Genomic DNA, 23,413 nt, shown 5'->3' on the forward strand with positions numbered 1-23,413 from the left:
TCAGCAAATTCTGACAGGCGATAATCGGTGAAGCATGCCACTATTGATCTATCGTCAGGCAGGGGAGATGAAATGACGCAGCCGTTGGCCGGAAAACAGATACTGATAGTTGAAGACGAGCCCGTTTTCCGCTCGCTGCTGGACTCATGGCTGTGTTCGCTCGGCGCCAATACGTTGCTGGCGGAAGATGGGGTTGACGCGCTGGAGCATACGGCAACGGCAAAACCTGACCTGATCATCTGCGACCTTGCTATGCCACGCATGAATGGCCTGGCGTTGATTGAACATTTACGCAACCATGGTGATCAGACGCCGATTCTGGTGATCTCCGCCACTGAGAACATGGCTGATATCGCTAAAGCGTTACGGCTTGGCGTGCAGGATGTGGTTCTTAAGCCAGTAAAAGATCTTAATCGCCTGAAGGAAACGCTCTTTGCCTGCATTTATCCCAACATGTTTAACTCTCGAGTTGAGGAAGAAGAGCGGCTGTTCCAGGATTGGGATGCGTTGGTGGAGAATCCGCAGGCTGCGGCAAAATTGCTACAGGAATTACAACCGCCGGTCCAACAAGTCATTTCCCAGTGTCGGGTAAATTATCGGCAGCTGGTTTCGGCCGATCGCCCCGGATTGGTGCTGGATATTGCCCCGATTTCTGGTCAGGACTTAGCCTTTTATTGTCTTGACGTCACACGAGCAGGGAATAATGGCGTGCTGGCTGCCTTACTGCTTCGCGCCCTATTTAACGGATTACTTCAGGAACAGTTGTCACATCAGCGTCAGCGTCTCCCGGAAATGGGCGCGTTACTCAAACAGGTAAACCAATTACTGCACCAGGCAAACTTACCCGGTCAGTTCCCCTTATTAGTGGGTTATTACCATAGCGAGCTTAAAAACTTAATATTAGTTTCAGCCGGTCTTAACGCCACGTTAAATACCAGTGAGCATCAAATTCAAATCAGCAATGGTGTGCCACTCGGGACATTGGGTAATGCTTACCTTAATCAATTAAGCCAACGTTGTGACGCGTGGCAGTGCCAGGTATGGGGCGCGGGTGGGCGTCTTCGCTTAATGTTGAGCGCGGAATGAGCAATCGCATCACACTTTGCAGATAGCTTTACCTGTCGGTTAAAACGAGTGGTACTATCGCCGCAGATTATGCGTATTAATCCTAATTAGCTGCAACTGCGTCCTTTTCAGACCTGGTCGTTGAGAGGGTACTGATATACTCAGACGCGAGTTAATTCATGAACATGTTCAAAGCATGAACAGTCCAGGAGATTTTCAATGGCTGCAATAAATTCGAAAGTGACTAAAGCAGTAATCCCGGTAGCGGGATTGGGAACCAGGATGTTACCAGCGACCAAGGCAATTCCTAAAGAGATGTTGCCACTGGTTGATAAGCCATTAATTCAGTACGTGGTTAATGAATGTATTGCTGCGGGTATTACTGAAATCGTTCTGGTCACCCATTCATCCAAAAACTCTATCGAAAACCATTTCGATACCAGCTTCGAGCTTGAAGCGATGCTGGAAAAACGTGTTAAACGTCAGTTGCTGGAAGAGGTGCAGTCTATTTGCCCACCGCACGTCACTATTATGCAAGTGCGTCAGGGGCTGGCAAAAGGTCTCGGTCACGCCGTTCTGTGTGCGCACCCTGTCGTCGGTAATGAGCCTGTCGCCGTTATTCTGCCGGACGTTATTCTCGATGAGTTCGAATCCGATCTTTCGCAGGATAATCTGGCAGAAATGATTAAACGTTTTGATGAGACCGGTGCCAGCCAGATCATGGTTGAGCCTGTAGATGACGTAACGGCGTACGGTGTTGTCGATTGCAAAGGTGCGACACTGAATCCTGGTGACAGTGTGCCGATGGTGGGCGTCGTAGAGAAGCCGAAAGCGAACGTTGCACCGTCTAATCTGGCTGTGGTTGGCCGTTATGTTCTGAGCGCGGAGATTTGGCCACTGCTGGCGAAAACGCCTCCGGGAGCAGGCGATGAAATTCAGCTGACAGATGCTATCGATATGCTGATCGAAAAAGAAACGGTTGAAGCCTATCATATGAAAGGCAAAAGTCATGACTGTGGTAATAAACTCGGTTACATGTGTGCATTTGTAGAATATGGTATTCGTCACAATACGCTGGGTGCAGAATTTAAAGCCTGGCTGGAAGATACTGTAGGCGCAGGGAAAGCATAATCCACTTCCCCACGTCGGAATTAAGCCGGAGAGAATAGCGTGCTGCGCTGACTATCTCCGGCTTTTTTATTTCTGACTGTTTCGGAACGAAGTAACGTGCTGCATTGCGGAGAAATAAACAGCACAAGACAATAAAAAAAGGTGCAGAGTTCAAACAATAAGCGGATGGCGGCTGATTGATATCAAGCGCAGCATTCTATTATGAAGAAATTGTGGAGATATGTGGCGGGTGTCAAAAAAAAACCCGCCTGTGGCGGGTTTTCTGATACTGGTTGGAATTACTCAGCAAGCAGGAAATCTTCCAGTTTCTTGCCTTGTTCATCCATAGCCTTTTTGATAACAGCCGGAGTACGGCCCTGGCCGGTCCAGGTTTTGGATTCGCCGTTTTCATCAATGTAGGCATATTTGGCCGGACGTGCAGCGCGTTTTGCTTTTGTCCCGGTTTTAGCTGCAGCCATGCTGTTCAGCAGTTCGGTCGGGTCAATACCATCAGCAATCAGCATATCGCGATATTGCTGCAATTTACGGGTGCGCTCTTCAACTTCAGCTGCGGCAGCGCTTTCTTCCTCACGGCGCTCATTTACCACAACTTCTAATTTTTCCAGCATTTCTTCGAGCGTTTCCAGCGTGCATTCTCTTGCCTGCGCACGAAGAGTACGGATGTTGTTCAGAATTTTAAGTGCTTCGCTCATTGTAGTAATCTCAAACTTATATTGGGGTGGTTTGTTGGGCTAATAATAGAGCGTTAATTTGACCAGTGCAATAGCTGTGAATGTAAGGAATTCAAAAATTGCTCCTTATTCTGTCGTTTTTTTAATATCGCTAACTTAAATTTTACTTGAAGAAACGCACAAAAAAACACTTATACCATCTGTAAACATCGATGCGGTCGTTACGCATCTGGTGGGTTTTTGTGATTAATCTGAGTGAGATTATAGTCATAATGGATAAATAACAACCTCGTTAATTCCGTATAGCTCATGTGCCCACGTGCTTAAAATATTAATAATTTCCGGATCATAAGGTCGGCAACATCGGATTTAAATCATTCGTAAGATCATGAATTCCCGAGGCTGTTTCTTTGGCAGTAACAATCGTATTGATTAACAATCGCTATATCTGTAAGCGAAAAAAAGCAGTGGCTTGCCGTGGACGCGTAGTGGCTCCCGGTTTGCCAGATAAAATATGGTATAATCGCCAACAGTAATATCACACTTTGATTGGGGTTTTGCGCGCAATGGCACAACTTTATTTCTACTATTCAGCAATGAATGCGGGGAAATCTACGGCTTTACTACAGTCCTCTTACAATTACCAGGAAAGAGGTATGCGTACAGTGGTCTACACAGCAGAAATTGACGATCGTTTTGGTTCGGGAAAGGTGAGTTCGCGTATTGGATTATCCTCACCTGCTCGTTTGTTTAATCCACAATCATCGTTGTTTGAAGAAATTAAAGCCGAGCACGAACGTGAAGCGGTACATTGTGTGCTGATTGATGAATGTCAGTTCCTTTCACGGGAACAGGTCTATGCACTTTCAGAAGTGGTCGATCAACTCGATATCCCGGTGCTCTGTTATGGTTTACGCACTGATTTTCGCGGTGAGTTGTTTGTTGGCAGCCAGTATTTACTCGCATGGTCAGATAAGCTGGTAGAACTGAAAACAATCTGTTTCTGCGGGCGTAAGGCCAGTATGGTGCTGCGCCTGGATCAAACAGGACGACCCTATAATGAAGGTGAGCAGGTGGTTATCGGCGGTAATGAGCGTTATGTTTCTGTGTGCCGTAAACATTATAAAGAAGCGCTGGTAGAAGGCTCTCTGACAGCGATCCAGGCGCGGGGAAGGAAGTAGTGCATTATCGCGCCAGGCCCCCGCTGCGTGTGTTTGAGGCATGAATAATGTAAGTGTCGGGCCGTCGCACTTAAATCTTTGCAGCAAGGTTTTATATGTTCAGATGGCTTGGCATTCTGTATAGCAAGGCAGCAACAACATCTGTTGCAGATATGAGCATCGGGTGGTGTTAAACAGCAATAAAAAAACCCGCCATCAGGCGGGTTTTTTATCAGACTAAACAATTAAGCCATTTTTTTGGCTTTCTTGTCCGCTTTTGCCGGAGCTTCAGCTTTCGCTGCGGCAGTTTCACCTTCATGGTACTCACGGCCGTAGAACGTATCCAGCAGAATTTGTTTCAGCTCGGAGATCAGCGGGTAACGCGGGTTCGCGCCGGTGCACTGGTCATCAAACGCATCTTCAGACAGTTTGTCCACGTTGGCCAGGAAGTCTGCTTCCTGCACGCCCGCTTCACGGATGGACTTCGGAATGCCCAGTTCAGCTTTGATGCTTTCCAGCCATGCCAGCAGTTTCTCGATTTTCGCCGCGGTACGGTCACCGGCAGAAGTCAGACCCAGATGGTCAGCAATTTCTGCGTAGCGACGACGAGCCTGCGGACGGTCGTACTGACTGAATGCTGTCTGTTTGGTCGGGTTATCGTTCGCGTTATAACGGATAACGTTACAAATCAGCAGGGCGTTCGCGAGGCCGTGCGGGATGTGGAACTGAGAGCCCAGTTTGTGCGCCATAGAGTGACATACCCCGAGGAAGGCGTTAGCAAACGCGATACCTGCGATGGTTGCAGCACTATGAACACGTTCACGAGCAACCGGGTTTTTAGACCCTTCGTTGTAAGAAGCCGGCAGGTTTTCTTTCAACAGTTTCAGCGCTTGCAGTGCCTGACCGTCAGAGAACTCAGAGGCCAGTACGGATACGTAAGCTTCCAGGGCGTGGGTTACCGCATCCAGACCACCGAACGCACACAGTGATTTCGGCATGTCCATGACCAGGTTGGCATCAACGATAGCCATATCCGGAGTCAACGCGTAATCTGCCAGCGGATATTTCTGCCCGGTTGCATCGTCGGTCACTACTGCAAACGGCGTAACTTCAGAACCGGTACCGGACGTGGTGGTGATAGCGACCATTTTCGCTTTCACGCCCATTTTCGGGAACTTGTAGATACGTTTACGGATATCCATAAAGCGCAGCGCCAGCTCTTCGAAATGGGTTTCCGGGTGTTCGTACATTACCCACATGATTTTGGCTGCGTCCATCGGGGAACCGCCACCCAGCGCGATGATCACGTCCGGTTTGAAGGAGTTCGCCAGTTCAGCGCCTTTGCGTACGATAGTCAGCGTCGGGTCAGCTTCAACTTCAAAGAACACTTCAGTTTCCACGCCAGCCGCTTTCAGAACAGAGGTAATCTGGTCTGCATAACCGTTGTTAAACAGGAAACGGTCGGTCACGATCAGCGCGCGTTTGTGACCATCAGTAATCACTTCATCCAGTGCGATTGGCAGTGAGCCACGACGGAAGTAGATAGATTTCGGAAGTTTGTGCCACAACATGTTTTCAGCTCGCTTAGCAACGGTTTTCTTGTTGATCAGGTGTTTCGGACCAACGTTTTCAGAGATGGAGTTACCACCCCAGGAACCACAACCCAGAGTCAGGGAAGGCGCGAGTTTGAAGTTATAAAGGTCACCGATACCACCCTGAGAAGCCGGGGTGTTGATCAGGATACGTGCTGTTTTCATCTTCTGACCGAAGTGAGCAACGCGATCCGGTTGGTTATCCTGGTCGGTGTACAGGCAAGAGGTGTGACCGATACCGCCCATTGCAACCAGTTTTTCCGCTTTCTCTACAGCATCTTCGAAATCTTTCGCACGATACATCGCCAGCGTCGGTGACAGTTTTTCATGAGCGAACGGTTCGCTTTCGTCAACGACCTTCACTTCACCAATCAGAATTTTGGTAGTGGTCGGAACGGTGAAACCGGCAAGTTCAGCAATTTTATAAGCCGGCTGGCCGACGATGGCCGCGTTGAGGGCGCCATTTTTCAGAATGATGTCCTGAACCGCTTTCAGTTCTTTACCTTGCAGCAGGTAGCCGCCGTGGCTGGCGAAACGTTCGCGAACAGCATCATAAACGGAGTCAACAACAACGACAGACTGTTCAGATGCACAGATAACACCGTTATCGAAGGTTTTAGACATCAGAACAGACGCAACGGCACGTTTGATATCAGCCGTTTCATCAATCACGACCGGCGTGTTGCCTGCGCCCACACCAATAGCTGGTTTACCGGAGCTATATGCTGCTTTCACCATGCCCGGGCCGCCAGTGGCCAGGATCAGGTTGATATCAGGGTGATGCATCAGTGCGTTAGACAGTTCTACCGATGGCTGGTCGATCCAACCAATCAGATCTTTCGGCGCGCCAGCAGCGATAGCTGCCTGCAGGACGATATCCGCCGCTTTGTTGGTCGCATCTTTTGCACGCGGATGCGGGGAGAAGATAATGGCGTTACGGGTCTTCAGGCTAATCAGCGATTTGAAGATAGCAGTAGAAGTTGGGTTAGTGGTCGGGACGATACCGCAAATAATGCCGATAGGTTCAGCAATGGTAATGGTGCCGAAAGTGTCATCTTCAGACAGCACGCCACAGGTTTTCTCGTCTTTATAGGCGTTGTAGATATACTCAGAAGCAAAGTGGTTTTTAATCACTTTATCTTCGACGATACCCATACCAGATTCAGCAACGGCCATTTTAGCGAGGGGGATTCGAGCATCTGCAGCAGCCAGGGCGGCGGCACGGAAGATTTTATCTACTTGCTCTTGAGTAAAGTTGGCATATTCACGCTGGGCTTTTTTCACGCGTTCAACGAGTGCGTTAAGTTCAGCGACATTAGTAACAGCCATAATGCTCTCCTGATAATGTTAAACTCTTTTAGTAAACCAGCTGTCCAGTACGAGAGTATAGACAGACCGGCTGCAGGTTGCGTAAATTTCAGAAAAACAAATACTTAACGCTAAACCATATGCCACTGATTTACTGAAAGAGCCTCAACGCGACAGCGCTTTTTTTACTTTCTTTAGGTGACACCAGACTACCTGGTTTTAGGTAGTATTAGCGTGATCTACGTCAAATTTCGGTGACGCTGACACCTTTCAGCAAGGTCATTTTTGGGCGTTTGTATCAAATGTTAATGGCATCTGACTGAGCGTCCTCTAAGATTATCACAATTCCCACAACTGAATAACATGTTGTATTGCCGCTGATTTCGACAGAAATCCTGATGAATGTAATAAAGAAAACGCGTATCTTCGGCATGGATTATTTTGTCACACCTTTCTCTCATCGAGACTGGCGACGTTGCGGAGCCTACAGTGATTCATACATTGTTTGATTTTACGACCTGTTTTAAGTTTTTTATTGGTCTGTTTGCGCTGGTTAACCCGGTGGGCATCATTCCTGTCTTCATTAGTATGACCAGTTATCAGACGGCGGGGGCACGAAATAAAACCAACCTCACGGCCAACCTGTCAGTTGCCATCATCCTGTGGACATCATTATTTCTCGGCGACGCCATCCTGCAGATCTTCGGTATCTCTATCGATTCGTTCCGTATCGCGGGGGGCATTCTGGTCGTGACGATTGCGATGTCGATGATCAGCGGGAAATTGGGGGAGGATAAACAGAACAAGCAGGAACAATCAGAAACAGCTATCCGCGAAAGCATCGGCGTGGTGCCGTTAGCACTGCCGCTGATGGCGGGGCCAGGTGCCATCAGTTCGACGATCGTATGGGGCACGCGCTATCACAGCATTGAATATCTGCTGGGTTTCTCGGTCGCCATTGCATTATTTGCCTTGTGTTCATGGGGGCTTTTCCGCATTGCCCCGTGGTTGGTGCGTTTGCTGGGACAGACAGGCATTAACGTCATTACCCGTATTATGGGTTTACTGCTTATGGCGCTGGGAATTGAATTTATCGTTGGTGGTATAAAATCCATTTTCCCGGGACTGCTGAACTGATTCACCTCCTTTATTTACTTGATGTTCAATCGTTATGTATTATTTTATACATCGCGGTAATTAAGTCGGGCTAAACAGGCTGTGAAGGAAAACGCAAAATCAGTAAAAGATATGACGAATACGCAAAAAGGCGATAAGTATAATAAATTGTGCTAATCAGAAAAATGATTGATTATCAAAGAAATATAAGTTTTATGAATCCACCTTGCGCAGATTCTGCGCAAACGCATCTGTTATTTTCTTCACATAATACTATTGGGCTTGCCGTGACATAATTGAAATGATATTAGTACTTTCAATCTTATCGCAGATGAATGTGCTAAAAAGTGGTCAGTTGTTGATTTTTTGTGCAAAAACCCACGTCGTCTGCCAAAACGCGTTACATGGCTGTAATGCGCATTTATCTGGTTGATAATCATAGATAAAAAATTCTCAGGGAGACTGTTAGAGCACGTCTTCGCAGCTAACGCTTTGCTGCAAAAGAGAAATGGTTAACAAATTTGCAAATTGTATTGGCGGCAGCGAAAGGCATTTGATATTTTCCGCCCATTCTCTTTATGAGCCTTATAATTCGCAGAATATACAGAGTAAATGAGAACCGTCGTCCTGGATGACGTTTCTCTTCGGCATTAAGACTCGCCTCGACAGGGGAGGCGGGTGAAAGAATCGACGTAAGGTTGCCGTTTGAGCAATCCGTAATAAAAAAAGTCGGTGATAGCAGCAGTAAAAAAAGCAGATGTCTGATAGCGCCAAAAAGCTCCTGCGCTCATCAGGCCCCCAACAGGGGACAACAGGCTGGCGTTAATGTCAGTAATTATAATGAGTGGAGTATCAACACAATGTCCATCATCACAAAAAAAAGTCTGGTAGCAGCGGGAATTCTGACTGCGCTAATTACCGGTAACGCAGCAATGGCTGCTGACGTTCCGGCAGGTGTTCAGCTGGCGGAGAAGCAAACGCTGGTCCGTAACAACGGCTCTGAAGTGCAATCTCTGGACCCGCATAAAATTGAAGGGGTGCCGGAATCCAACATTAACCGCGATCTGTTTGAAGGTCTGCTGATTTCCGATGTTGAAGGCCACCCGACCGCAGGTGTTGCGGAGAAGTGGGATAACAAAGATTTTAAAGTCTGGACCTTCCATCTGCGTAAAGATGCAAAATGGTCCGATGGTTCGCCGGTGACGGCGCAAGACTTCGTTTATAGCTGGCAGCGTCTGGCAGATCCGAAAACCGCCTCTCCGTATGCAAGCTACCTGCAATACGGCCATATCGCGAATATCGATGACATCATTGCCGGTAAAAAACCGGTTACCGATCTGGGTGTCAAAGCCATCGATGACAACACTTTCGAAGTAACTCTCAGCGAGCCGGTTCCGTATTTCTACAAACTGCTGGTACACCCGTCTGTGTCTGCTGTGCCTAAAGCCACCATTGAAAAATTTGGTGAAAAATGGACCCAGCCAGAAAATATCGTGACCAACGGTGCCTATAAACTGAAAAACTGGGTGGTCAACGAGCGCATTGTTCTTGAACGCAACACCAACTATTGGGATAACAAAAAAACCGTTATCGATCAGGTGACTTACCTGCCAATCTCTTCTGAAGTGACAGACGTGAACCGCTACCGCAGCGGCGAAATCGACATGACCTATAACAACATGCCGATTGAACTGTTCCAGAAGCTGAAAAAAGAGATTCCTAAAGAAGTACACGTCGATCCGTACCTGTGTACTTATTACTATGAAATCAACAACCAGAAAGCCCCGTTCACCGACGTACGCGTTCGTACCGCGCTCAAGCTGGCGCTGGATCGCGACATCATCGTCAATAAAGTGAAGAACCAGGGCGACCTGCCGGCATACAGCTACACTCCGCCGTACACCGATGGTGCAAAACTGACTGAACCGGCCTGGTTCAAAATGACGCAGGAACAACGTAACGCCGAAGCGAAAAAACTGCTGGCAGAAGCCGGTTACACGGCGGACAAACCGTTGTCCTTCAGCCTGCTGTACAACACCTCTGACCTGCATAAAAAACTGGCCATTGCTGTGGCGTCCATCTGGAAGAAAAACCTTGGCGCAGACGTGAAGCTCGAAAACCAGGAGTGGAAAACCTTCCTCGACACCCGTCATCAGGGCACCTTTGATGTTGCGCGTGCTGGCTGGTGTGCAGACTACAACGAACCGACGTCCTTCCTGAACACCATGCTGTCTGACAGCTCGAACAACACCGCGCACTATAAGAGCCCAGCGTTCGATAAGCTGATTGGCGATACGCTGAAAGTGACCGAAGAATCTCAGCGCGCAGATCTCTACGCCAAAGCGGAACAGCAACTGGACAAAGACTCGGCGATTGTTCCGGTTTACTACTATGTTAACGCCCGTCTGGTGAAACCGTGGGTTGGTGGTTACACCGGTAAAGACCCGATGGATAATATCTACGTTAAAAACTTATATATTATCAAGCATTAATGGCAATGAGTGGGGCAGGGTAACCTGTCCCACAGTGTCTTATTTTCATCGCAACAGAATACACATCATTCCCGGGCGGCTTTACGGTCGTCTGCAAGAGAATGTGTAAAAGGCACAGGCCAGAAGGTACGGGCAATGTTGAAATTTATCCTACGTCGCTGTCTTGAAGCGATTCCAACACTCTTTATTCTTATCACTATTTCGTTTTTCATGATGCGCCTTGCGCCGGGGAGTCCTTTTACCGGTGAACGTGCGTTGTCGCCAGAAGTGATGGCGAACATCGAAGCGAAATACCATTTAAACGATCCGATTCTGACGCAATATTTCAGTTACCTGAAGCAGCTCGCGCATTTCGATTTCGGACCGTCCTTTAAATACAAAGATTACACGGTCAACGATCTGGTCGCGGCAAGTTTCCCGGTTTCCGCAAAATTGGGGGCGGCTGCCTTCTTGTTGGCTGTGGTGTTCGGCGTGACGGCGGGGGTGGTTGCCGCACTCAACCAGAACACCCGTTGGGACTATTCGGTCATGGGCCTGGCGATGACGGGCGTGGTGATCCCAAGTTTCGTGGTGGCACCGTTACTGGTGATGATCTTCGCCATTATGCTGAAGTGGCTGCCGGCGGGGGGCTGGAACGGTGGGGCGCTGAAATTTATGATCCTGCCAATGGTGGCATTATCGCTGGCCTATATCGCCAGTATCGCCCGTATCACGCGTGGTTCGATGATTGAGGTACTACACTCAAACTTTATCCGTACTGCGCGCGCGAAAGGTCTGCCGATGCGGCGGATTATTTTACGCCATGCGCTCAAACCTGCGCTGTTACCGGTGCTTTCTTATATGGGACCCGCGTTTGTCGGCATTATTACCGGTTCGATGGTAATTGAAACCATTTATGGTTTGCCGGGTATCGGTCAGTTGTTTGTTAACGGTGCATTGAACCGTGACTACTCTCTGGTGCTGAGCCTGACCATTCTGGTAGGTACGCTGACGATTATGTTTAACGCGATTGTTGACGTGCTGTATGCCGTTATCGATCCGAAGATCCGTTATTAACACTGGAGTACGCCATGATGTTAAGTAAGAAAAACAGCGAGGCGCTGGAAAACTTCAGTGAAAAACTGGAAGTCGAAGGTCGAAGCCTGTGGCAGGATGCCCGCCGTCGTTTTATGCATAACCGCGCCGCGGTTGCCAGCCTGGGGGTACTGCTGCTGATAGCGTTGTTCGTAACGCTGGCACCGATGCTATCGCAGTTCACCTACTTTGATACCGACTGGGGCATGATGTCCAGCAAGCCGGATATGGAGTCAGGCCACTATTTTGGTACGGACTCATCCGGTCGCGACCTGCTGGTGCGCGTGGCCATTGGCGGGCGCATTTCGCTGATGGTGGGGATCGCCGCAGCTTTGGTCGCGGTGATTGTCGGGACGCTGTATGGCTCGCTGTCAGGTTATCTGGGTGGCAAAACCGACTCCGTAATGATGCGTCTGCTGGAAATCCTCAACTCCTTCCCCTTTATGTTCTTTGTGATCCTGCTGGTGACCTTCTTTGGGCAAAATATTCTGCTCATTTTCGTCGCCATCGGTATGGTTTCCTGGCTGGATATGGCGCGTATCGTGCGCGGGCAAACGCTCAGCCTGAAGCGTAAAGAGTTTATTGAAGCGGCGCAGGTTGGTGGCGTTTCAACGGCGAACATCGTCATTCGGCATATCGTGCCGAACGTGCTGGGGGTGGTAGTGGTCTATGCATCGCTATTGGTTCCCAGCATGATCCTCTTTGAGTCTTTCCTCAGCTTCCTCGGTCTGGGGACCCAGGAGCCGCTGAGCAGTTGGGGGGCGTTGTTAAGCGATGGCGCAAACTCGATGGAAGTCTCTCCGTGGTTACTGTTATTCCCGGCGGCGTTCCTGGTCGTCACCCTGTTTTGTTTTAACTTTATCGGCGATGGTTTGCGTGATGCCCTCGACCCGAAAGATCGTTAAGGAGCGCTGTCATGAGCATTATTGAAACCTCATTAGCGTCGACGACGCGGCAGCAATCGGATCTTCTGCTGGATGTCAAAGATTTACGGGTCACCTTCCAGACCCCCGATGGCGATGTGACGGCTGTAAACGACCTGAACTTCTCACTGCGCGCGGGTGAAACGCTGGGTATTGTGGGTGAGTCCGGCTCTGGTAAATCTCAGACGGCGTTTGCGCTGATGGGATTGCTGGCAGCCAACGGTCGTATTGGCGGCTCGGCGACGTTTAATGGTAACGAGATCCTTAACTTGCCAGAGCATGCGCTAAACAAGTTGCGTGCCGAACAGATTTCGATGATTTTCCAGGATCCGATGACATCGCTGAACCCGTATATGCGCGTCGGCGAGCAGTTAATGGAAGTGCTGATGCTGCACAAGGGCATGAGCAAAGGTGAAGCATTCGAAGAATCTGTCAAAATGCTGGACGCGGTGAAAATGCCGGAAGCGCGTAAGCGCATGCGCATGTACCCGCACGAATTTTCCGGCGGTATGCGTCAACGCGTAATGATTGCGATGGCGTTGCTGTGCCGGCCGAAATTGCTGATCGCAGACGAACCCACGACGGCGCTGGACGTTACCGTTCAGGCGCAGATCATGACGCTGCTGAACGAGCTGAAACGCGAATTTAACACCGCCATCATTATGATTACCCACGACCTCGGCGTTGTGGCCGGGATCTGTGACAAAGTATTGGTGATGTATGCCGGGCGTACGATGGAATACGGGCAGGCACGGGATGTCTTCTATCATCCCTCCCACCCATACTCTATTGGCCTGTTGAATGCGGTACCGCGTCTGGATGCGGAAGGTGAGTCGTTGTTGACCATTCCGGGCAACCCGCCGAACCTGCTGCGTCTGCCGAAAGGTTGTCCTTTCCAGCCGCGTTGCCCGCATGCGATGGAAATCTGTAACAGTGCTCCGCCACTGGAGGAGTTTGCCCCGGGTCGCTTACGCGCCTGCTATAAGTCGGTGGAGGAACTGGTATGAATGCCGTGACTGAAGAGAGAAAGGTGCTACTCGAAATCGCCGATCTGAAAGTGCATTTCGACATTAAAGACGGCAAACAGTGGTTCTGGCAACCGGCGAAGACGCTGAAGGCCGTTGATGGCGTGACCCTGCGTTTGTACGAAGGGGAAACGCTGGGTGTGGTGGGCGAATCAGGTTGTGGTAAGTCCACCTTTGCCCGTGCAATCATTGGTCTGGTGAAAGCCACTGATGGCAAGGTGGCCTGGTTGGGCAAAGACCTGCTGGGGATGAAACCCGATGAGTGGCGCGACGTGCGCAGCGACATTCAGATGATTTTCCAGGATCCGTTGGCCTCGCTGAACCCGCGTATGACCATCGGCGAGATCATTGCGGAGCCACTGCGCACGTATCACCCTAAAATGCCGCGTCAGGAAGTGCGGGATCGCGTAAAAACGATGATGATGAAGGTAGGCTTGCTGCCAAACCTCATCAACCGTTATCCGCATGAATTCTCCGGTGGTCAGTGCCAGCGTATCGGTATCGCGCGTGCGCTGATTCTTGAACCGAAGCTGATCATCTGCGACGAACCTGTGTCGGCGCTCGATGTATCGATTCAGGCTCAGGTGGTGAACCTCCTGCAAAAATTGCAGCGAGAAATGGGGCTGTCGCTGATTTTTATCGCCCACGATCTGGCTGTGGTGAAACATATCTCCGATCGCGTACTGGTGATGTACCTTGGCCATGCGGTGGAACTGGGAACGTACGATGAGGTGTACCAGAATCCACTGCACCCCTACACCAAAGCGTTGATGTCAGCGGTGCCGGTTCCCGATCCGGATCTGGAGAAGAACAAGACGATTCAGTTACTGGAAGGGGATTTGCCCTCGCCGATCAACCCGCCGTCCGGTTGCGTGTTTCGTACCCGCTGCCCGATTGCCGGGCCAGAATGTGCGCAAACCCGGCCGGTGCTGGAGGGCAGTTTCCGCCACGCTGTTTCCTGTCTGAAAGTCGACCCGTTATAATCTGACGGCATGAAAAAAGGGCTGACAGTTGTCAGCCCTTTCTGTTTCCGCCGCTTACTCGCGCCAGAGAATATGGCAAAGTTTATGGTCTTTCTCACGGCATAATAAAACACGCGCGAAAACATCATTGAGTTCGCCACCGTCCGTTTCCGCCAGCCCAATGACCACCTCCGCGAAGAAGTCCGGATTCAGGTCATAATCCACATGTTCCTGCCAGTCTTCGCTCGGATCGAACAGTTCCGCACCGCCACGCTCTTCAAACTGTAAATTGAACAGAATGATGTCCGCCGGGTCGAGATTATCCGCCGCCAGTTCGAGGAATATATCGTAAGCCTGTTCGAGCGTTTCGTCTTCGGTCAGGCGGTTGTTCAGATCCATTTCCATGATTACCTCTTCACGTCAGTTGGGCACGTTTTACAGCAACGGGCTAAAGAAGTAAAACAGTCGTTCAGCAATTCGGTGCCAGAAAGGACGTTTGACCCACAATCGCGCATCAAGAAGCCGCGAACGGGAGATATAGTCGTCCTGCACGGCCGCGAGATCGCCACCGAAACCGGCATCATCGATCACCAGCGTAATCTCGAAATTAAGCCATAAACTGCGCATATCCAGGTTGACGGTGCCGATTAGACTTAACTCGCCGTCCACCAGTACGCTCTTGGTATGCAGCAGCCCGCCTTCAAACTGATAAATTTTCACCCCAGCTGCCAGCAATTCGGTAAAGAATGCGCGGCTGGCCCAGCCTACCAAAACAGAATCGTTTTTGCGCGGCAGAATAATACTGACGTCCACACCACGTTGCGCGGCAGTACAAATCGCATGCAGTAGATCATCGCTCGGCACAAAATAGGGCGTGGTCATGATCAGATACTCACGCGAGGAGTAAACCGCCGTGAGCAGCGCCTGATGAATCAAATCCTCCGGGAATCCGGGGCCGGATGCGATAGTGTGGATAGTATGTCCGCTGGCTTCCTCGAACGGCATGATGTTGGCATCTGGCGGCGGCGGGAGAATGCGCTTGCCGGTTTCGATTTCCCAGTCGCAGGAGTAAATAATCCCCATCGCGGTCGCGACCGGGCCTTCCATTCGCGCCATCAAATCAACCCACTGACCAACGCCTGCATCTTGTTTAAAGAAGCGAGGGTCGACCATGTTCATGCTGCCGGTGTAGGCAATGTAATTGTCAATAAGCACGATTTTGCGATGCTGGCGCAAATCCATGCGGCGGAGAAACACACGCATCAGGTTTACTTTGAGCGCCTCTACCACCTCGATACCGGCATTGCGCATCATCCCTACCCACGGGCTGCGGAAAAACGCGACGCTGCCTGCGGAGTCGAGCAACAAACGGCAATGGACGCCGCGTCGCGCTGCCGCCATGAGTGATTCGGCTACCTGATCCGCCATCCCGCCGGGCTGCCAGATATAGAAAACCATCTCTATGTTGTGCCGGGCGAGTTGAATATCGCGGATCAACGCCTGCATCACATCGTCGGAGCTGGTAAGCAACTGCAACTGGTTGCCTTTCACGCCCGCAATGCCCTGGCGGCGTTCACAGAGTTTAAACAATGATGCGGCGACGCTGCTGTTCTCTTCGGCAAAAATACGCTTGAAATGCTTCAGATCGTTTAACCACTTGGCAGTGGAAGGCCACATTGCGCGGGCGCGTTCAGCACGACGTTTCCCGAGGTGCAGTTCGCCGAGCGAAAGATAGGCGATTATCCCTACCAGCGGCAGGATGTAGATAATTAACAACCACGCCATGGCGGAGGTGACCGCCCGACGCTTCATCAAAATACGCAGGGTCACACCAGCAATCAGTAGCCAGTAACCTAAGACGATCAGCCAGCTCATTACGGTGTAAAAGGTGGACATAACTAAAAATCCTTTTCAAAGCGTCATTCAGTGAGTTTACGCATCCGGTTTCATCTGGCAAATAAAAACGCCCAAAAGCACTGGTCTGCCGCAGGCGAGGGACTATAATGGCGTTTCCGTTAAGCACTGAGTCGTAAAAATGAAGCGTAGTCGTCCGGAAGTGGGGCGCTGGCGTATGCTGCGGCAGGTAGGCCGCCGGAAAGCACGCTGGCTGGAAGCGCAGTCGCGCCGTAACATGCGCATCCACGCTATCAGAAAATGCGGTATGAACCGCCATCGTAATGTGTTGTTGTTTGCTATTTACGATATCTGAGTACGTTGGGCACCGTTAGCGGTGCCCATTGTTATTTTATGGTTACGTGTATGTCGGCACGGTCATGATGACTCAACCATGAGTATGCGCTGTATGTTGATTTACATAGCCTCATTGTTCATACGTTTACCGCCACCCGTCTGGTGATAAGCAAACGTTAATCTGCGGATGTTAAATTCGATGAATAAAGAAGCGATTATATTTCTTGGGATTGCCATTATCGTTGAGGTTATTGCGACGACCGCGCTGAAATCCTCCGACAGTTTTACTCGCCTGATCCCCAGCGTTATCAGTATTGCCGGGTATTGCATCGCCTTCTGGTGTCTGACCATTCCGATGCGTAGTATTCCGACAGGTGTGATTTACGCAATTTGGTCTGGTGCCGGTATTATACTAATTGGCATTGTGGGGTGGTTTGTGCACGGGCAAAAACTTGATCTTCCGGCGATGCTGGGGATGGGGTTGATTATTGCCGGTGTTGTCATCATCAATCTTTTTTCAAAAAGCATAGGTCATTAACCTTACAGGAAAAGGGATCTTTCTGGTGGTGTTATTGCGTGCTTCTTCATTATTGCCTCATCTTTAAAAAACTAACTGCCACCATTGGAATTAATGAAGCGCTTATTGTTGCAGGTGAAAGAAAAAGAGATGCAGTTAAGCTAAGTGCTGAAAATAGCCATTTACTCATAGATTATTAAAAAAATTAAGGTGTTATGAGTAAATGAGATGGCCGGAGCACTTAAGGATTGTTTTGTTCGCACGGGGTCAGCAAGACGTTGCTTTGAAGTAGCGTTTAATCCACCCGATTTTTAATCGTATCGGTATAAAAAAGACCCGCTTGTGCGGGTCTTTTTCTGTGCCATCTCTCAATCTTTGTCGGACGAAATAAAGGTTGATGATCAAAATACTTTTTTGAACGGTTTAACGGTCACGTTCTGGTAGACGCCTGCTGCCACGTAAGGATCGTCCTGCGCCCAGGCCTGAGCGGCTTCCAGGGATTCAAACTCAGCAATCACTGTTGAACCGGTAAAGCCCGCGGCCCCCGGATCGTTACTGTCAACAGCCGGCATTGGCCCGGCGGTCAGCAGGCGCCCTTCATCATGCAGCAGTTGCAGCCGCGCCAGGTGAGCAGGGCGCACGGACAAGCGTTTCTCAAGAGAATCAGCGATATCTTCAGCAAAAATGACGTAAAGCACGGATACAGCTCCTTACCTATCGGAAAGCCATAACGTTATGTGAAAGACCGAATGACTGCAATGTAAAGATTCGTTCGATGGATTCCCATTTTAATCTTGCGGTTTTTTTAGGCATCAGGAAGACAAAATTGCTGCGGGAGGTGACGGCTTGTTGAATATGATTGCTATTTGCATTTAAAATCGAGACCTGGTTTTTTAACTGACACGATTATGACTTCAATGACCCTTGATTTACCTCGCCGCTTTCCCTGGCCAACACTGTTGTCCGTTGCTATTCACGGAGCCGTGGTGGCGGGTCTGCTCTATACCTCGGTACATCAGGTTGTTGAATTGCCCGCGCCTGCGCAGCCTATTTCGGTGACGATGGTTACGCCTGCCGATCTGGAACCCCCTCAAGCTGTACAGCCACCAGAACCAGTTGCGGCACCCGAGCCTGAACCGGAACCCATTCCGGAGCCGCCGAAAGAAGCGCCCGTGGTGATTGAGAAGCCTAAGCCGAAACCGAAACCGAAGCCGAAACCCGAGAAAAAAGCTGAACAGCCGAAGCGCGATGTAAAACCGGCTGAGCCGGCACCGGTATCACCCTTCGAGAGTAATGCGCCTACGCGTCCGGTGGCAAACCCTACGCCGTCAGCGGCGACCAGTAAACCGGCGCCGTCTGTACCGGCTGGGCCGCGCGCGTTGAGCCGAAATCAGCCGCAATATCCGGCACGTGCCCAGGCACTGCGTATCGAAGGCCGGGTGCGGGTCAAATTTGACGTAACAGCCGATGGCCGTGTCGAGAACGTTGAAATTCTGTCGGCGCAGCCTGCAAATATGTTTGAACGAGAAGTGAAAGCCGCCATGCGTAAATGGCGCTATGAGGCAGGTAAACCGGGTTCAGGGCTGATCGTGAACGTCGTCTTCCGGCTGAATGGCGGCGCGAGCATGGAGTAGCGCCGCCAGCAGCATCGACTGCGCCCCAAACGTCAGGCTACTGACGGATTAAGGTGCAGTTTTTTATTCCTGAGCCGGGAGTGGGCGGGGTTTCCCTTCGTTATCCACGGCCACGTAAATAAACAGTGCTTCGGTTGCTTTATAGCGTTGACCAATCGGGTCAGACGACACTTTTTTCACCCACACTTCAATATTGATGGTTATTGACGTCGTACCGCGTTTCACGCAGCGCGCGTAGCAGCAGACGACGTCGCCCACGGCGACCGGACGATGAAACGTCATGCCATCTACCCGTACCGTCACGACGCGCCCATGGGCGATCTCTTTGGCCTGAATGGCACCGCCGATATCCATTTGTGACATCAGCCAACCGCCGAAAATGTCGCCGTTGGCATTGGTGTCTGCTGGCATTGCTAATGTGCGTAAGACAAGTTCGCCGTGAGGAGCGTCCTGAGTGGTTGTCATTGTTATCTCTTCTGTAATGAGGGATTTATGGCGGGATGCTACTACGAATTTGTGGCGGAGAACACAGAAAAAGCCAGGCGCTGGGCCTGGCGTATAATGGTCAGGATTTATCGTCCTGCGGCGGCATATGTCGGTAGATATAGACGCCGCTTAACACAGTGAAAATCAGCGTCAGAATGGTCAGACCAAAGACTTTAAAATCCACCCAGGTATCAAACGATAACCAGAACGCGACATAGATATTGGCCAGGCCACAAGCAATAAAGAACAGCGCCCAGGCAATGTTCAGTTTTGACCACACAGCGTCGGGAAGGGTTAACTCTTTACCCAGCATGCGTTGGATCAGCGTCTTTTTCATTACCCACTGGCTGAACAGTAAAGCGAAGGCAAACAGACCGTAAATCACCGTGACCTTCCATTTAATAAACTCCACCGCATGGAATTTGATGGTCAACCCACCAAAGATAGCCACCAGCACGAACGTAATCAACGCCACTTTTTCCACTTTACGATAGCGGATCCAGCAGTAAATCAACACGATAGCGGAGGCCACAATCAGCACTTTGGTCGCGGCGAAAATGTCGTACATTTTATAGACCACGAAAAAGAGCGCGAGGGGCAGAAAATCAAGAAACTGCTTCATTCAACGATTCCATCAAGAGGACTGCCCACCGGGCAGCCAGGCTATTCACGCACGCATCAGCATATAGAGGCGGAACAGATAAATAAGCAACGCGGCTGAGATCAGGTTACTGAGAGTATTGGCGATCACCGCACCCACTTCCGGGGTAAACACCGCCAGATTATGTGCAAACAGCAGCAACAGTGTTTTTGCCAGCAGCCACCCTAGCACCGCGGGCGCTACCAGGCGCATGTTGGTCCAGCTCAGGCGCATACTGCTGCGCATAGCCGCGAAGATGCCGATTTTATCCTGAACAAGGATAACAGGGGCAAACGCCAGCAAAATGGCCAGTATCACACCGGGTACAATGATAAACATAATACCAATCTGCACCATAAACGTGGTCAGCAGGATCAGCAGAAACAGCTTTGGTAACACCGGGGCGCTGGCACCGATAGCGCGCAACGCGCTGACGCGATGACCGGCGGAGATCATCTGAATCATCAGCAGTACGCCGCCTGCCAGAATCGCGTTGCCGATCAGACCAGAAAATGTTGACGCGGCTGAAGCACGCAGCAGTACGCTTTGCTGTTCCGGCGTCATATTTTGCACCAGCTCAAACAAACCCACGCTGCCTGCCAGATTATCACCTTCACTTAAAATAGAGAGCTGCTCTTCACTGGGCGAAAAAGCATGCCCCAGCACTGCGGTAATAAATGCGCATAACAATGCAATCAGTAAAAGGGTAACAAACTGATTACGAAAAAAATTCCCCGTGTCACGGTAAACGGATTTCGCCGTGATAGACATGCACTCTCCTTGAGTATTGCGATGTTAAATATCAGGTAATTGTACCCTGAATACACCCTCAGTGGCAGCATCACTGCTTGTATGGAAAAGCATATCTTTGTAAAGAGGCGCTAATCCGTACCGCGCGCGGGCGCGATCGCAGGCTTCATTCACCTGGCCATCTTCGCCGGACATGGCAAATTCACGACAGGGTGACGGACGTCCTTCGTAAATGCTGCAGCGTGCAGATTCGCCAGGTGTCCCTTCCAGCGCCACGCAGCGGCTCTGTTTCTGGTTGGTTCCGCTCATACAGCGCAAAAAAGGAGTAAGCGGCTCAGTGAGTTGAGCCGGGACAGGGCCGCCAGCATCATCTGCTTCAGCCCAATAGAAAGAGACCCGAAAATACGCACAACAAGCTCCGCACGACATGCACGGATTGAGTGAACTCATAACGTACCTGCACTTAACGACGCATCAACACATATTGTCAGGCCACTAACTTAGCGCCGCATAAACAGGTGCACAAGATGGGAGTCGGGGAATTTTTTAACGTGTTTATTTGGCAAAAATTGATGTGAATACAAAAGTTAATGATTGTGTCTGGCGGTAAAAATTATCTCAGATCAATGAATGTTAAATTACAGCATTAAGTGTGATCTGTGTTAGATCACTTTGTACCCAGTTGTAGGTATATTCACGGCGCGTTAAAAACCTTAATCATGGAGTGGATATGAAAAGATTAGCCGTGGCAGCACTGATTCTGGGCACGCTTTCCGGGGGCGCGTACGCGCACGAAGCAGGCGAATTTTTCCTTCGTGCCGGTTCCGCCACCGTCCGTCCGACAGCAGGTTCTGATAATGTGTTGGGCAGCCTGGGCAGCTTTAATGTCAGCAACAATACCCAACTGGGTCTCACAATGACGTGGATGGCAACCGATAATGTCGGTGTTGAACTGCTGGCGGCAACGCCGTTTCGCCATCATGTAGGTACGAAACCCACCGGCGATATCGCCACCGTCAGTCATCTTCCGCCGACACTCATGGCGCAATGGTATTTTGGCGATGCCAAAAGCGCAGTGCGGCCTTATATTGGCGCAGGCATCAACTACACTACCTTCTTTAACGAAAAATTTAACGATACCGGTAAAGAGGCGGGGCTTTCCGACCTGAGCCTGAAAGACTCCTGGGGTGCGGCCGGCCAGGTGGGGCTGGACTACTTAATCAACCGTGACTGGCTGATTAACATGTCGGTGTGGTACATGGATATTGATACGGATGTGCGTTTTAAACATAACGGTCAGCAGCAGAGTGTCAGCACTCGTCTGGATCCGTGGGTGTTTATGTTCTCCGCGGGTTACCGTTTCTGAGCAGGATGCGCAAGGCTGGTCAATGAACGACCAGCCTTTTTACTCTGCGTTTTTGCGATAACGGCAGGTCATATAGGCGCCAGCCACAGCTAACGTCAGCGGTACAAAAAAGCTGAAGTCCATTCCGGTGAACTCCATCAGCAGCACGATGGCGGTCAGCGGCATCTGCATTGAGGACGCCAGAAAAGCCGCACCCCCCGTCAGCGCGAATTCCGCCATATCCGTGTTGGGGAAAAAGGATCCAACTATCAGGAACATCAGCGCGCCAAGCAACGCGCCAATCGCCAGACCGGGTGTCAGTAAGCCTCCTTCCGCACCGCTGCGCAGCACTAACCAGATACTCAATACTTTCAGGCCAATCAGGATCGCTGCCAACGGCAACGTTACGCCGCCGCCGAAGCTCAACTGCACCGGGCCGCGTCCGTTTCCCGGCAACTGTGGAAACCAGATTGAGAGCAGACCAAGGCAGGCAAAAGCGATAAAACAGAATACGGGCAGTTGCCAGTTACTTTTTACCTGTCTCCGTGCGGTTGTCGTCATGCGCCGGAAAAGGTGTGCCGCATAACCGAAAAGTGGGCCTGATAGCAGGGCCCAAACGATAAGCGAAAAGGGGGCTTCCGGGGAAGTGAAGAGGTACTGACGTTCATTCCCCAGCACCAGTGAAGCGACGAATGCAGCAACGGCTGACGTGACGACAGCAGCGATCACCGCATCCCAACTGATCGTCACCAGCAGTACTTCCAGCGTGAAAATCGCGCCAGCAAGTGGAACATTATAAACCGCCGCCAACCCTGCTCCTGCGCCGCAGGCAATCACCCGTTTTGTCTCCTGTGCACTCAACCCACAATGGCGGGCGATGCTGCCCCCAAACAGTGCGCCAACTTCGCGGGGCGCACTTTCTCTGCCTAATGGAGAACCCATCGCGACAGTAATCACCTGAAGAAAGGCATGGCACAACGTGGTGACGGTGGGCATTGGCTGCGTGACATCGTTCACTGCTGTACCAACACTGACGCGTTTTTTGGCATAACGCGCCAGTAGCCACCACCCGCAGCCCGCAACAATCCCTGCTGCGCTGAGCACTGCCAGACGGCGCAGCGCGCTGGCATCGCTTACCCCCTGCAGGAAAGGTGGCCCGCCAATCAGTGACCGCTGGCTGTAGCCAAAAGCAAGGTGCTGGATTTCATGTAGCAGAAGGGCTATCAACATGCCTGCCACACCGGCAAGAACGCCGGTCAACAACAGCGCTATCCATTGGTTGTGCCAGATCGGGGAATCGGTTTTACGCATCAGAGTCATATCTATTGTGGG

The 23,413-nt window shown here is 50.7% G+C and carries 23 protein-coding genes; 13 read left to right on the forward strand and 10 right to left on the reverse strand.

What is annotated here, in order from left to right; translation table 11 throughout:
* Positions 1 to 72: 72 nt before the first annotated feature.
* Together rssB and galU are read left to right on the forward strand one after the other, a co-directional pair.
* Entirely contained in the window at positions 73 to 1,086 is a 1,014-nt protein-coding gene (rssB, locus tag GA0061071_RS10130; RefSeq protein ID WP_061496264.1) for a two-component system response regulator RssB, read from the forward strand.
* A 198-nt stretch (positions 1,087 to 1,284) separates the two neighbouring features.
* A complete protein-coding gene (gene galU, locus GA0061071_RS10135) occupies positions 1,285 to 2,196 on the forward strand; it encodes a UTP--glucose-1-phosphate uridylyltransferase GalU (RefSeq protein WP_061496262.1) in 912 nt (303 codons plus the stop codon).
* 278 nt (positions 2,197 to 2,474) lie between these two features.
* Here the strand turns inward: galU and hns are convergent, their stop codons facing one another.
* Positions 2,475 to 2,888: a histone-like nucleoid-structuring protein H-NS gene (hns, locus tag GA0061071_RS10140; RefSeq protein ID WP_061496261.1), complete on the reverse strand. Its 414-nt coding sequence runs from the start codon at positions 2,886 to 2,888 to the stop codon at positions 2,475 to 2,477.
* Positions 2,889 to 3,433: 545 nt separating this feature from the next.
* Here hns and tdk point away from each other — a divergent pair.
* On the forward strand, positions 3,434 to 4,048 hold the full coding sequence (gene tdk / locus GA0061071_RS10145) for a thymidine kinase (protein ID WP_061496259.1): 615 nt from the start codon (positions 3,434 to 3,436) through the stop codon (positions 4,046 to 4,048).
* Between the two features lie 224 nt (positions 4,049 to 4,272).
* On the opposite strand, the gene adhE is transcribed toward tdk, so the two are convergent.
* Entirely contained in the window at positions 4,273 to 6,948 is a 2,676-nt protein-coding gene (gene adhE, locus GA0061071_RS10150) for a bifunctional acetaldehyde-CoA/alcohol dehydrogenase (RefSeq protein ID WP_061496257.1), read from the reverse strand.
* A gap of 468 nt (positions 6,949 to 7,416) precedes the next feature.
* Between adhE and GA0061071_RS10155 the strand changes: the two genes are divergently transcribed.
* From GA0061071_RS10155 to oppF, 6 genes are all read left to right on the forward strand, one after another.
* Complete coding sequence (locus GA0061071_RS10155) at positions 7,417 to 8,064, forward strand: YchE family NAAT transporter (protein WP_088237639.1); 648 nt, start codon at positions 7,417 to 7,419, stop codon at positions 8,062 to 8,064.
* Between the two features lie 839 nt (positions 8,065 to 8,903).
* Positions 8,904 to 10,535, forward strand: a complete 1,632-nt coding sequence (gene oppA, locus GA0061071_RS10160) for an oligopeptide ABC transporter substrate-binding protein OppA (protein ID WP_061496254.1) — start codon at positions 8,904 to 8,906, stop codon at positions 10,533 to 10,535.
* A 135-nt stretch (positions 10,536 to 10,670) separates the two neighbouring features.
* Entirely contained in the window at positions 10,671 to 11,591 is a 921-nt protein-coding gene (gene oppB / locus GA0061071_RS10165; protein WP_061496252.1) for an oligopeptide ABC transporter permease OppB, read from the forward strand.
* A 14-nt stretch (positions 11,592 to 11,605) separates the two neighbouring features.
* Positions 11,606 to 12,514: an oligopeptide ABC transporter permease OppC gene (gene oppC, locus GA0061071_RS10170; protein WP_061496250.1), complete on the forward strand. Its 909-nt coding sequence runs from the start codon at positions 11,606 to 11,608 to the stop codon at positions 12,512 to 12,514.
* Positions 12,515 to 12,525: 11 nt separating this feature from the next.
* A complete protein-coding gene (gene oppD, locus GA0061071_RS10175; RefSeq protein WP_061496248.1) occupies positions 12,526 to 13,539 on the forward strand; it encodes an ABC transporter ATP-binding protein in 1,014 nt (337 codons plus the stop codon).
* Positions 13,536 to 14,540: a murein tripeptide/oligopeptide ABC transporter ATP-binding protein OppF gene (oppF, locus tag GA0061071_RS10180; RefSeq protein ID WP_061496246.1), complete on the forward strand. Its 1,005-nt coding sequence runs from the start codon at positions 13,536 to 13,538 to the stop codon at positions 14,538 to 14,540. Before oppD ends, oppF begins: the two co-directional genes overlap by 4 nt.
* A 54-nt stretch (positions 14,541 to 14,594) precedes the next feature.
* Here oppF and GA0061071_RS10185 read toward each other — a convergent pair whose 3' ends face one another.
* Together GA0061071_RS10185 and cls are read right to left on the reverse strand one after the other, a co-directional pair.
* Complete coding sequence (locus tag GA0061071_RS10185) at positions 14,595 to 14,924, reverse strand: HI1450 family dsDNA-mimic protein (RefSeq protein ID WP_061496244.1); 330 nt, start codon at positions 14,922 to 14,924, stop codon at positions 14,595 to 14,597.
* A gap of 30 nt (positions 14,925 to 14,954) precedes the next feature.
* Positions 14,955 to 16,415, reverse strand: a complete 1,461-nt coding sequence (gene cls / locus GA0061071_RS10190; RefSeq protein ID WP_061496242.1) for a cardiolipin synthase — start codon at positions 16,413 to 16,415, stop codon at positions 14,955 to 14,957.
* A gap of 139 nt (positions 16,416 to 16,554) precedes the next feature.
* Here cls and GA0061071_RS10195 point away from each other — a divergent pair, with 139 nt between their 5' ends.
* Positions 16,555 to 16,728, forward strand: coding sequence for a YciY family protein (locus tag GA0061071_RS10195; protein WP_088237638.1), 174 nt, complete (start codon positions 16,555 to 16,557; stop codon positions 16,726 to 16,728).
* Positions 16,729 to 16,908: 180 nt separating this feature from the next.
* Positions 16,909 to 17,247, forward strand: coding sequence for an SMR family transporter (locus tag GA0061071_RS10200; protein ID WP_061496240.1), 339 nt, complete (start codon positions 16,909 to 16,911; stop codon positions 17,245 to 17,247).
* A 380-nt stretch (positions 17,248 to 17,627) separates the two neighbouring features.
* Here the strand turns inward: GA0061071_RS10200 and GA0061071_RS10205 are convergent, their stop codons facing one another.
* A complete protein-coding gene (locus GA0061071_RS10205) occupies positions 17,628 to 17,924 on the reverse strand; it encodes a YciI family protein (RefSeq protein WP_088237637.1) in 297 nt (98 codons plus the stop codon).
* A 219-nt stretch (positions 17,925 to 18,143) separates the two neighbouring features.
* Here GA0061071_RS10205 and tonB point away from each other — a divergent pair, with 219 nt between their 5' ends.
* The gene (gene tonB, locus GA0061071_RS10210) at positions 18,144 to 18,860 is read left to right on the forward strand and encodes a TonB system transport protein TonB (RefSeq protein WP_167352647.1); all 717 of its coding nucleotides are present in this window, start codon (positions 18,144 to 18,146) and stop codon (positions 18,858 to 18,860) included.
* Positions 18,861 to 18,923: 63 nt separating this feature from the next.
* Here tonB and yciA read toward each other — a convergent pair whose 3' ends face one another.
* From yciA to GA0061071_RS10230, 4 genes are all read right to left on the reverse strand, one after another.
* Positions 18,924 to 19,325, reverse strand: a complete 402-nt coding sequence (gene yciA, locus GA0061071_RS10215) for an acyl-CoA thioester hydrolase YciA (protein ID WP_061496233.1) — start codon at positions 19,323 to 19,325, stop codon at positions 18,924 to 18,926.
* A gap of 100 nt (positions 19,326 to 19,425) precedes the next feature.
* Positions 19,426 to 19,968, reverse strand: a complete 543-nt coding sequence (locus GA0061071_RS10220) for a septation protein A (protein WP_061496231.1) — start codon at positions 19,966 to 19,968, stop codon at positions 19,426 to 19,428.
* A gap of 45 nt (positions 19,969 to 20,013) precedes the next feature.
* Positions 20,014 to 20,757, reverse strand: a complete 744-nt coding sequence (locus GA0061071_RS10225) for a YciC family protein (RefSeq protein ID WP_061496229.1) — start codon at positions 20,755 to 20,757, stop codon at positions 20,014 to 20,016.
* A gap of 24 nt (positions 20,758 to 20,781) precedes the next feature.
* Positions 20,782 to 21,186, reverse strand: a complete 405-nt coding sequence (locus tag GA0061071_RS10230; RefSeq protein ID WP_061496228.1) for a YkgJ family cysteine cluster protein — start codon at positions 21,184 to 21,186, stop codon at positions 20,782 to 20,784.
* 280 nt (positions 21,187 to 21,466) lie between these two features.
* On the opposite strand from GA0061071_RS10230, the gene ompW reads away from it, so the two are divergent.
* Positions 21,467 to 22,102: an outer membrane protein OmpW gene (gene ompW, locus GA0061071_RS10235; RefSeq protein ID WP_061496226.1), complete on the forward strand. Its 636-nt coding sequence runs from the start codon at positions 21,467 to 21,469 to the stop codon at positions 22,100 to 22,102.
* A 39-nt stretch (positions 22,103 to 22,141) separates the two neighbouring features.
* Here ompW and GA0061071_RS10240 read toward each other — a convergent pair whose 3' ends face one another.
* Positions 22,142 to 23,392: a chloride channel protein gene (locus GA0061071_RS10240; RefSeq protein WP_245191416.1), complete on the reverse strand. Its 1,251-nt coding sequence runs from the start codon at positions 23,390 to 23,392 to the stop codon at positions 22,142 to 22,144.
* Positions 23,393 to 23,413 lie beyond the last annotated feature (21 nt).

The sequence above is a fragment of the Kosakonia oryzendophytica genome, from assembly GCF_900094925.1.
GTDB classification, from domain to species: Bacteria; Pseudomonadota; Gammaproteobacteria; order Enterobacterales; family Enterobacteriaceae; genus Kosakonia; species Kosakonia oryzendophytica.

Bases quoted from the DNA above. Each gene is read 5' to 3' on its own strand.
- GA0061071_RS10225 (WP_061496229.1), bottom strand. From the start codon at position 20,757: ATGTCTATCACGGCGAAATCCGTTTACCGTGACACGGGGAATTTTTTT.
- galU (WP_061496262.1), top strand. From the start codon at position 1,285: ATGGCTGCAATAAATTCGAAAGTGACTAAAGCAGTAATCCCGGTAGCG.
- hns (WP_061496261.1), bottom strand. From the start codon at position 2,888: ATGAGCGAAGCACTTAAAATTCTGAACAACATCCGTACTCTTCGTGCG.
- cls (WP_061496242.1), bottom strand. From the start codon at position 16,415: ATGTCCACCTTTTACACCGTAATGAGCTGGCTGATCGTCTTAGGTTAC.
- rssB (WP_061496264.1), top strand. From the start codon at position 73: ATGACGCAGCCGTTGGCCGGAAAACAGATACTGATAGTTGAAGACGAG.
- oppB (WP_061496252.1), top strand. From the start codon at position 10,671: ATGTTGAAATTTATCCTACGTCGCTGTCTTGAAGCGATTCCAACACTC.
- oppF (WP_061496246.1), top strand. From the start codon at position 13,536: ATGAATGCCGTGACTGAAGAGAGAAAGGTGCTACTCGAAATCGCCGAT.
- oppC (WP_061496250.1), top strand. From the start codon at position 11,606: ATGATGTTAAGTAAGAAAAACAGCGAGGCGCTGGAAAACTTCAGTGAA.
- GA0061071_RS10200 (WP_061496240.1), top strand. From the start codon at position 16,909: ATGAATAAAGAAGCGATTATATTTCTTGGGATTGCCATTATCGTTGAG.
- GA0061071_RS10240 (WP_245191416.1), bottom strand. From the start codon at position 23,392: ATGCGTAAAACCGATTCCCCGATCTGGCACAACCAATGGATAGCGCTG.
- adhE (WP_061496257.1), bottom strand. From the start codon at position 6,948: ATGGCTGTTACTAATGTCGCTGAACTTAACGCACTCGTTGAACGCGTG.
- ompW (WP_061496226.1), top strand. From the start codon at position 21,467: ATGAAAAGATTAGCCGTGGCAGCACTGATTCTGGGCACGCTTTCCGGG.
- yciA (WP_061496233.1), bottom strand. From the start codon at position 19,325: ATGACAACCACTCAGGACGCTCCTCACGGCGAACTTGTCTTACGCACA.
- GA0061071_RS10185 (WP_061496244.1), bottom strand. From the start codon at position 14,924: ATGGAAATGGATCTGAACAACCGCCTGACCGAAGACGAAACGCTCGAA.
- tdk (WP_061496259.1), top strand. From the start codon at position 3,434: ATGGCACAACTTTATTTCTACTATTCAGCAATGAATGCGGGGAAATCT.
- GA0061071_RS10195 (WP_088237638.1), top strand. From the start codon at position 16,555: ATGAAGCGTAGTCGTCCGGAAGTGGGGCGCTGGCGTATGCTGCGGCAG.
- tonB (WP_167352647.1), top strand. From the start codon at position 18,144: ATGACCCTTGATTTACCTCGCCGCTTTCCCTGGCCAACACTGTTGTCC.
- GA0061071_RS10220 (WP_061496231.1), bottom strand. From the start codon at position 19,968: ATGAAGCAGTTTCTTGATTTTCTGCCCCTCGCGCTCTTTTTCGTGGTC.
- oppA (WP_061496254.1), top strand. From the start codon at position 8,904: ATGTCCATCATCACAAAAAAAAGTCTGGTAGCAGCGGGAATTCTGACT.
- GA0061071_RS10230 (WP_061496228.1), bottom strand. From the start codon at position 21,186: ATGAGTTCACTCAATCCGTGCATGTCGTGCGGAGCTTGTTGTGCGTAT.
- oppD (WP_061496248.1), top strand. From the start codon at position 12,526: ATGAGCATTATTGAAACCTCATTAGCGTCGACGACGCGGCAGCAATCG.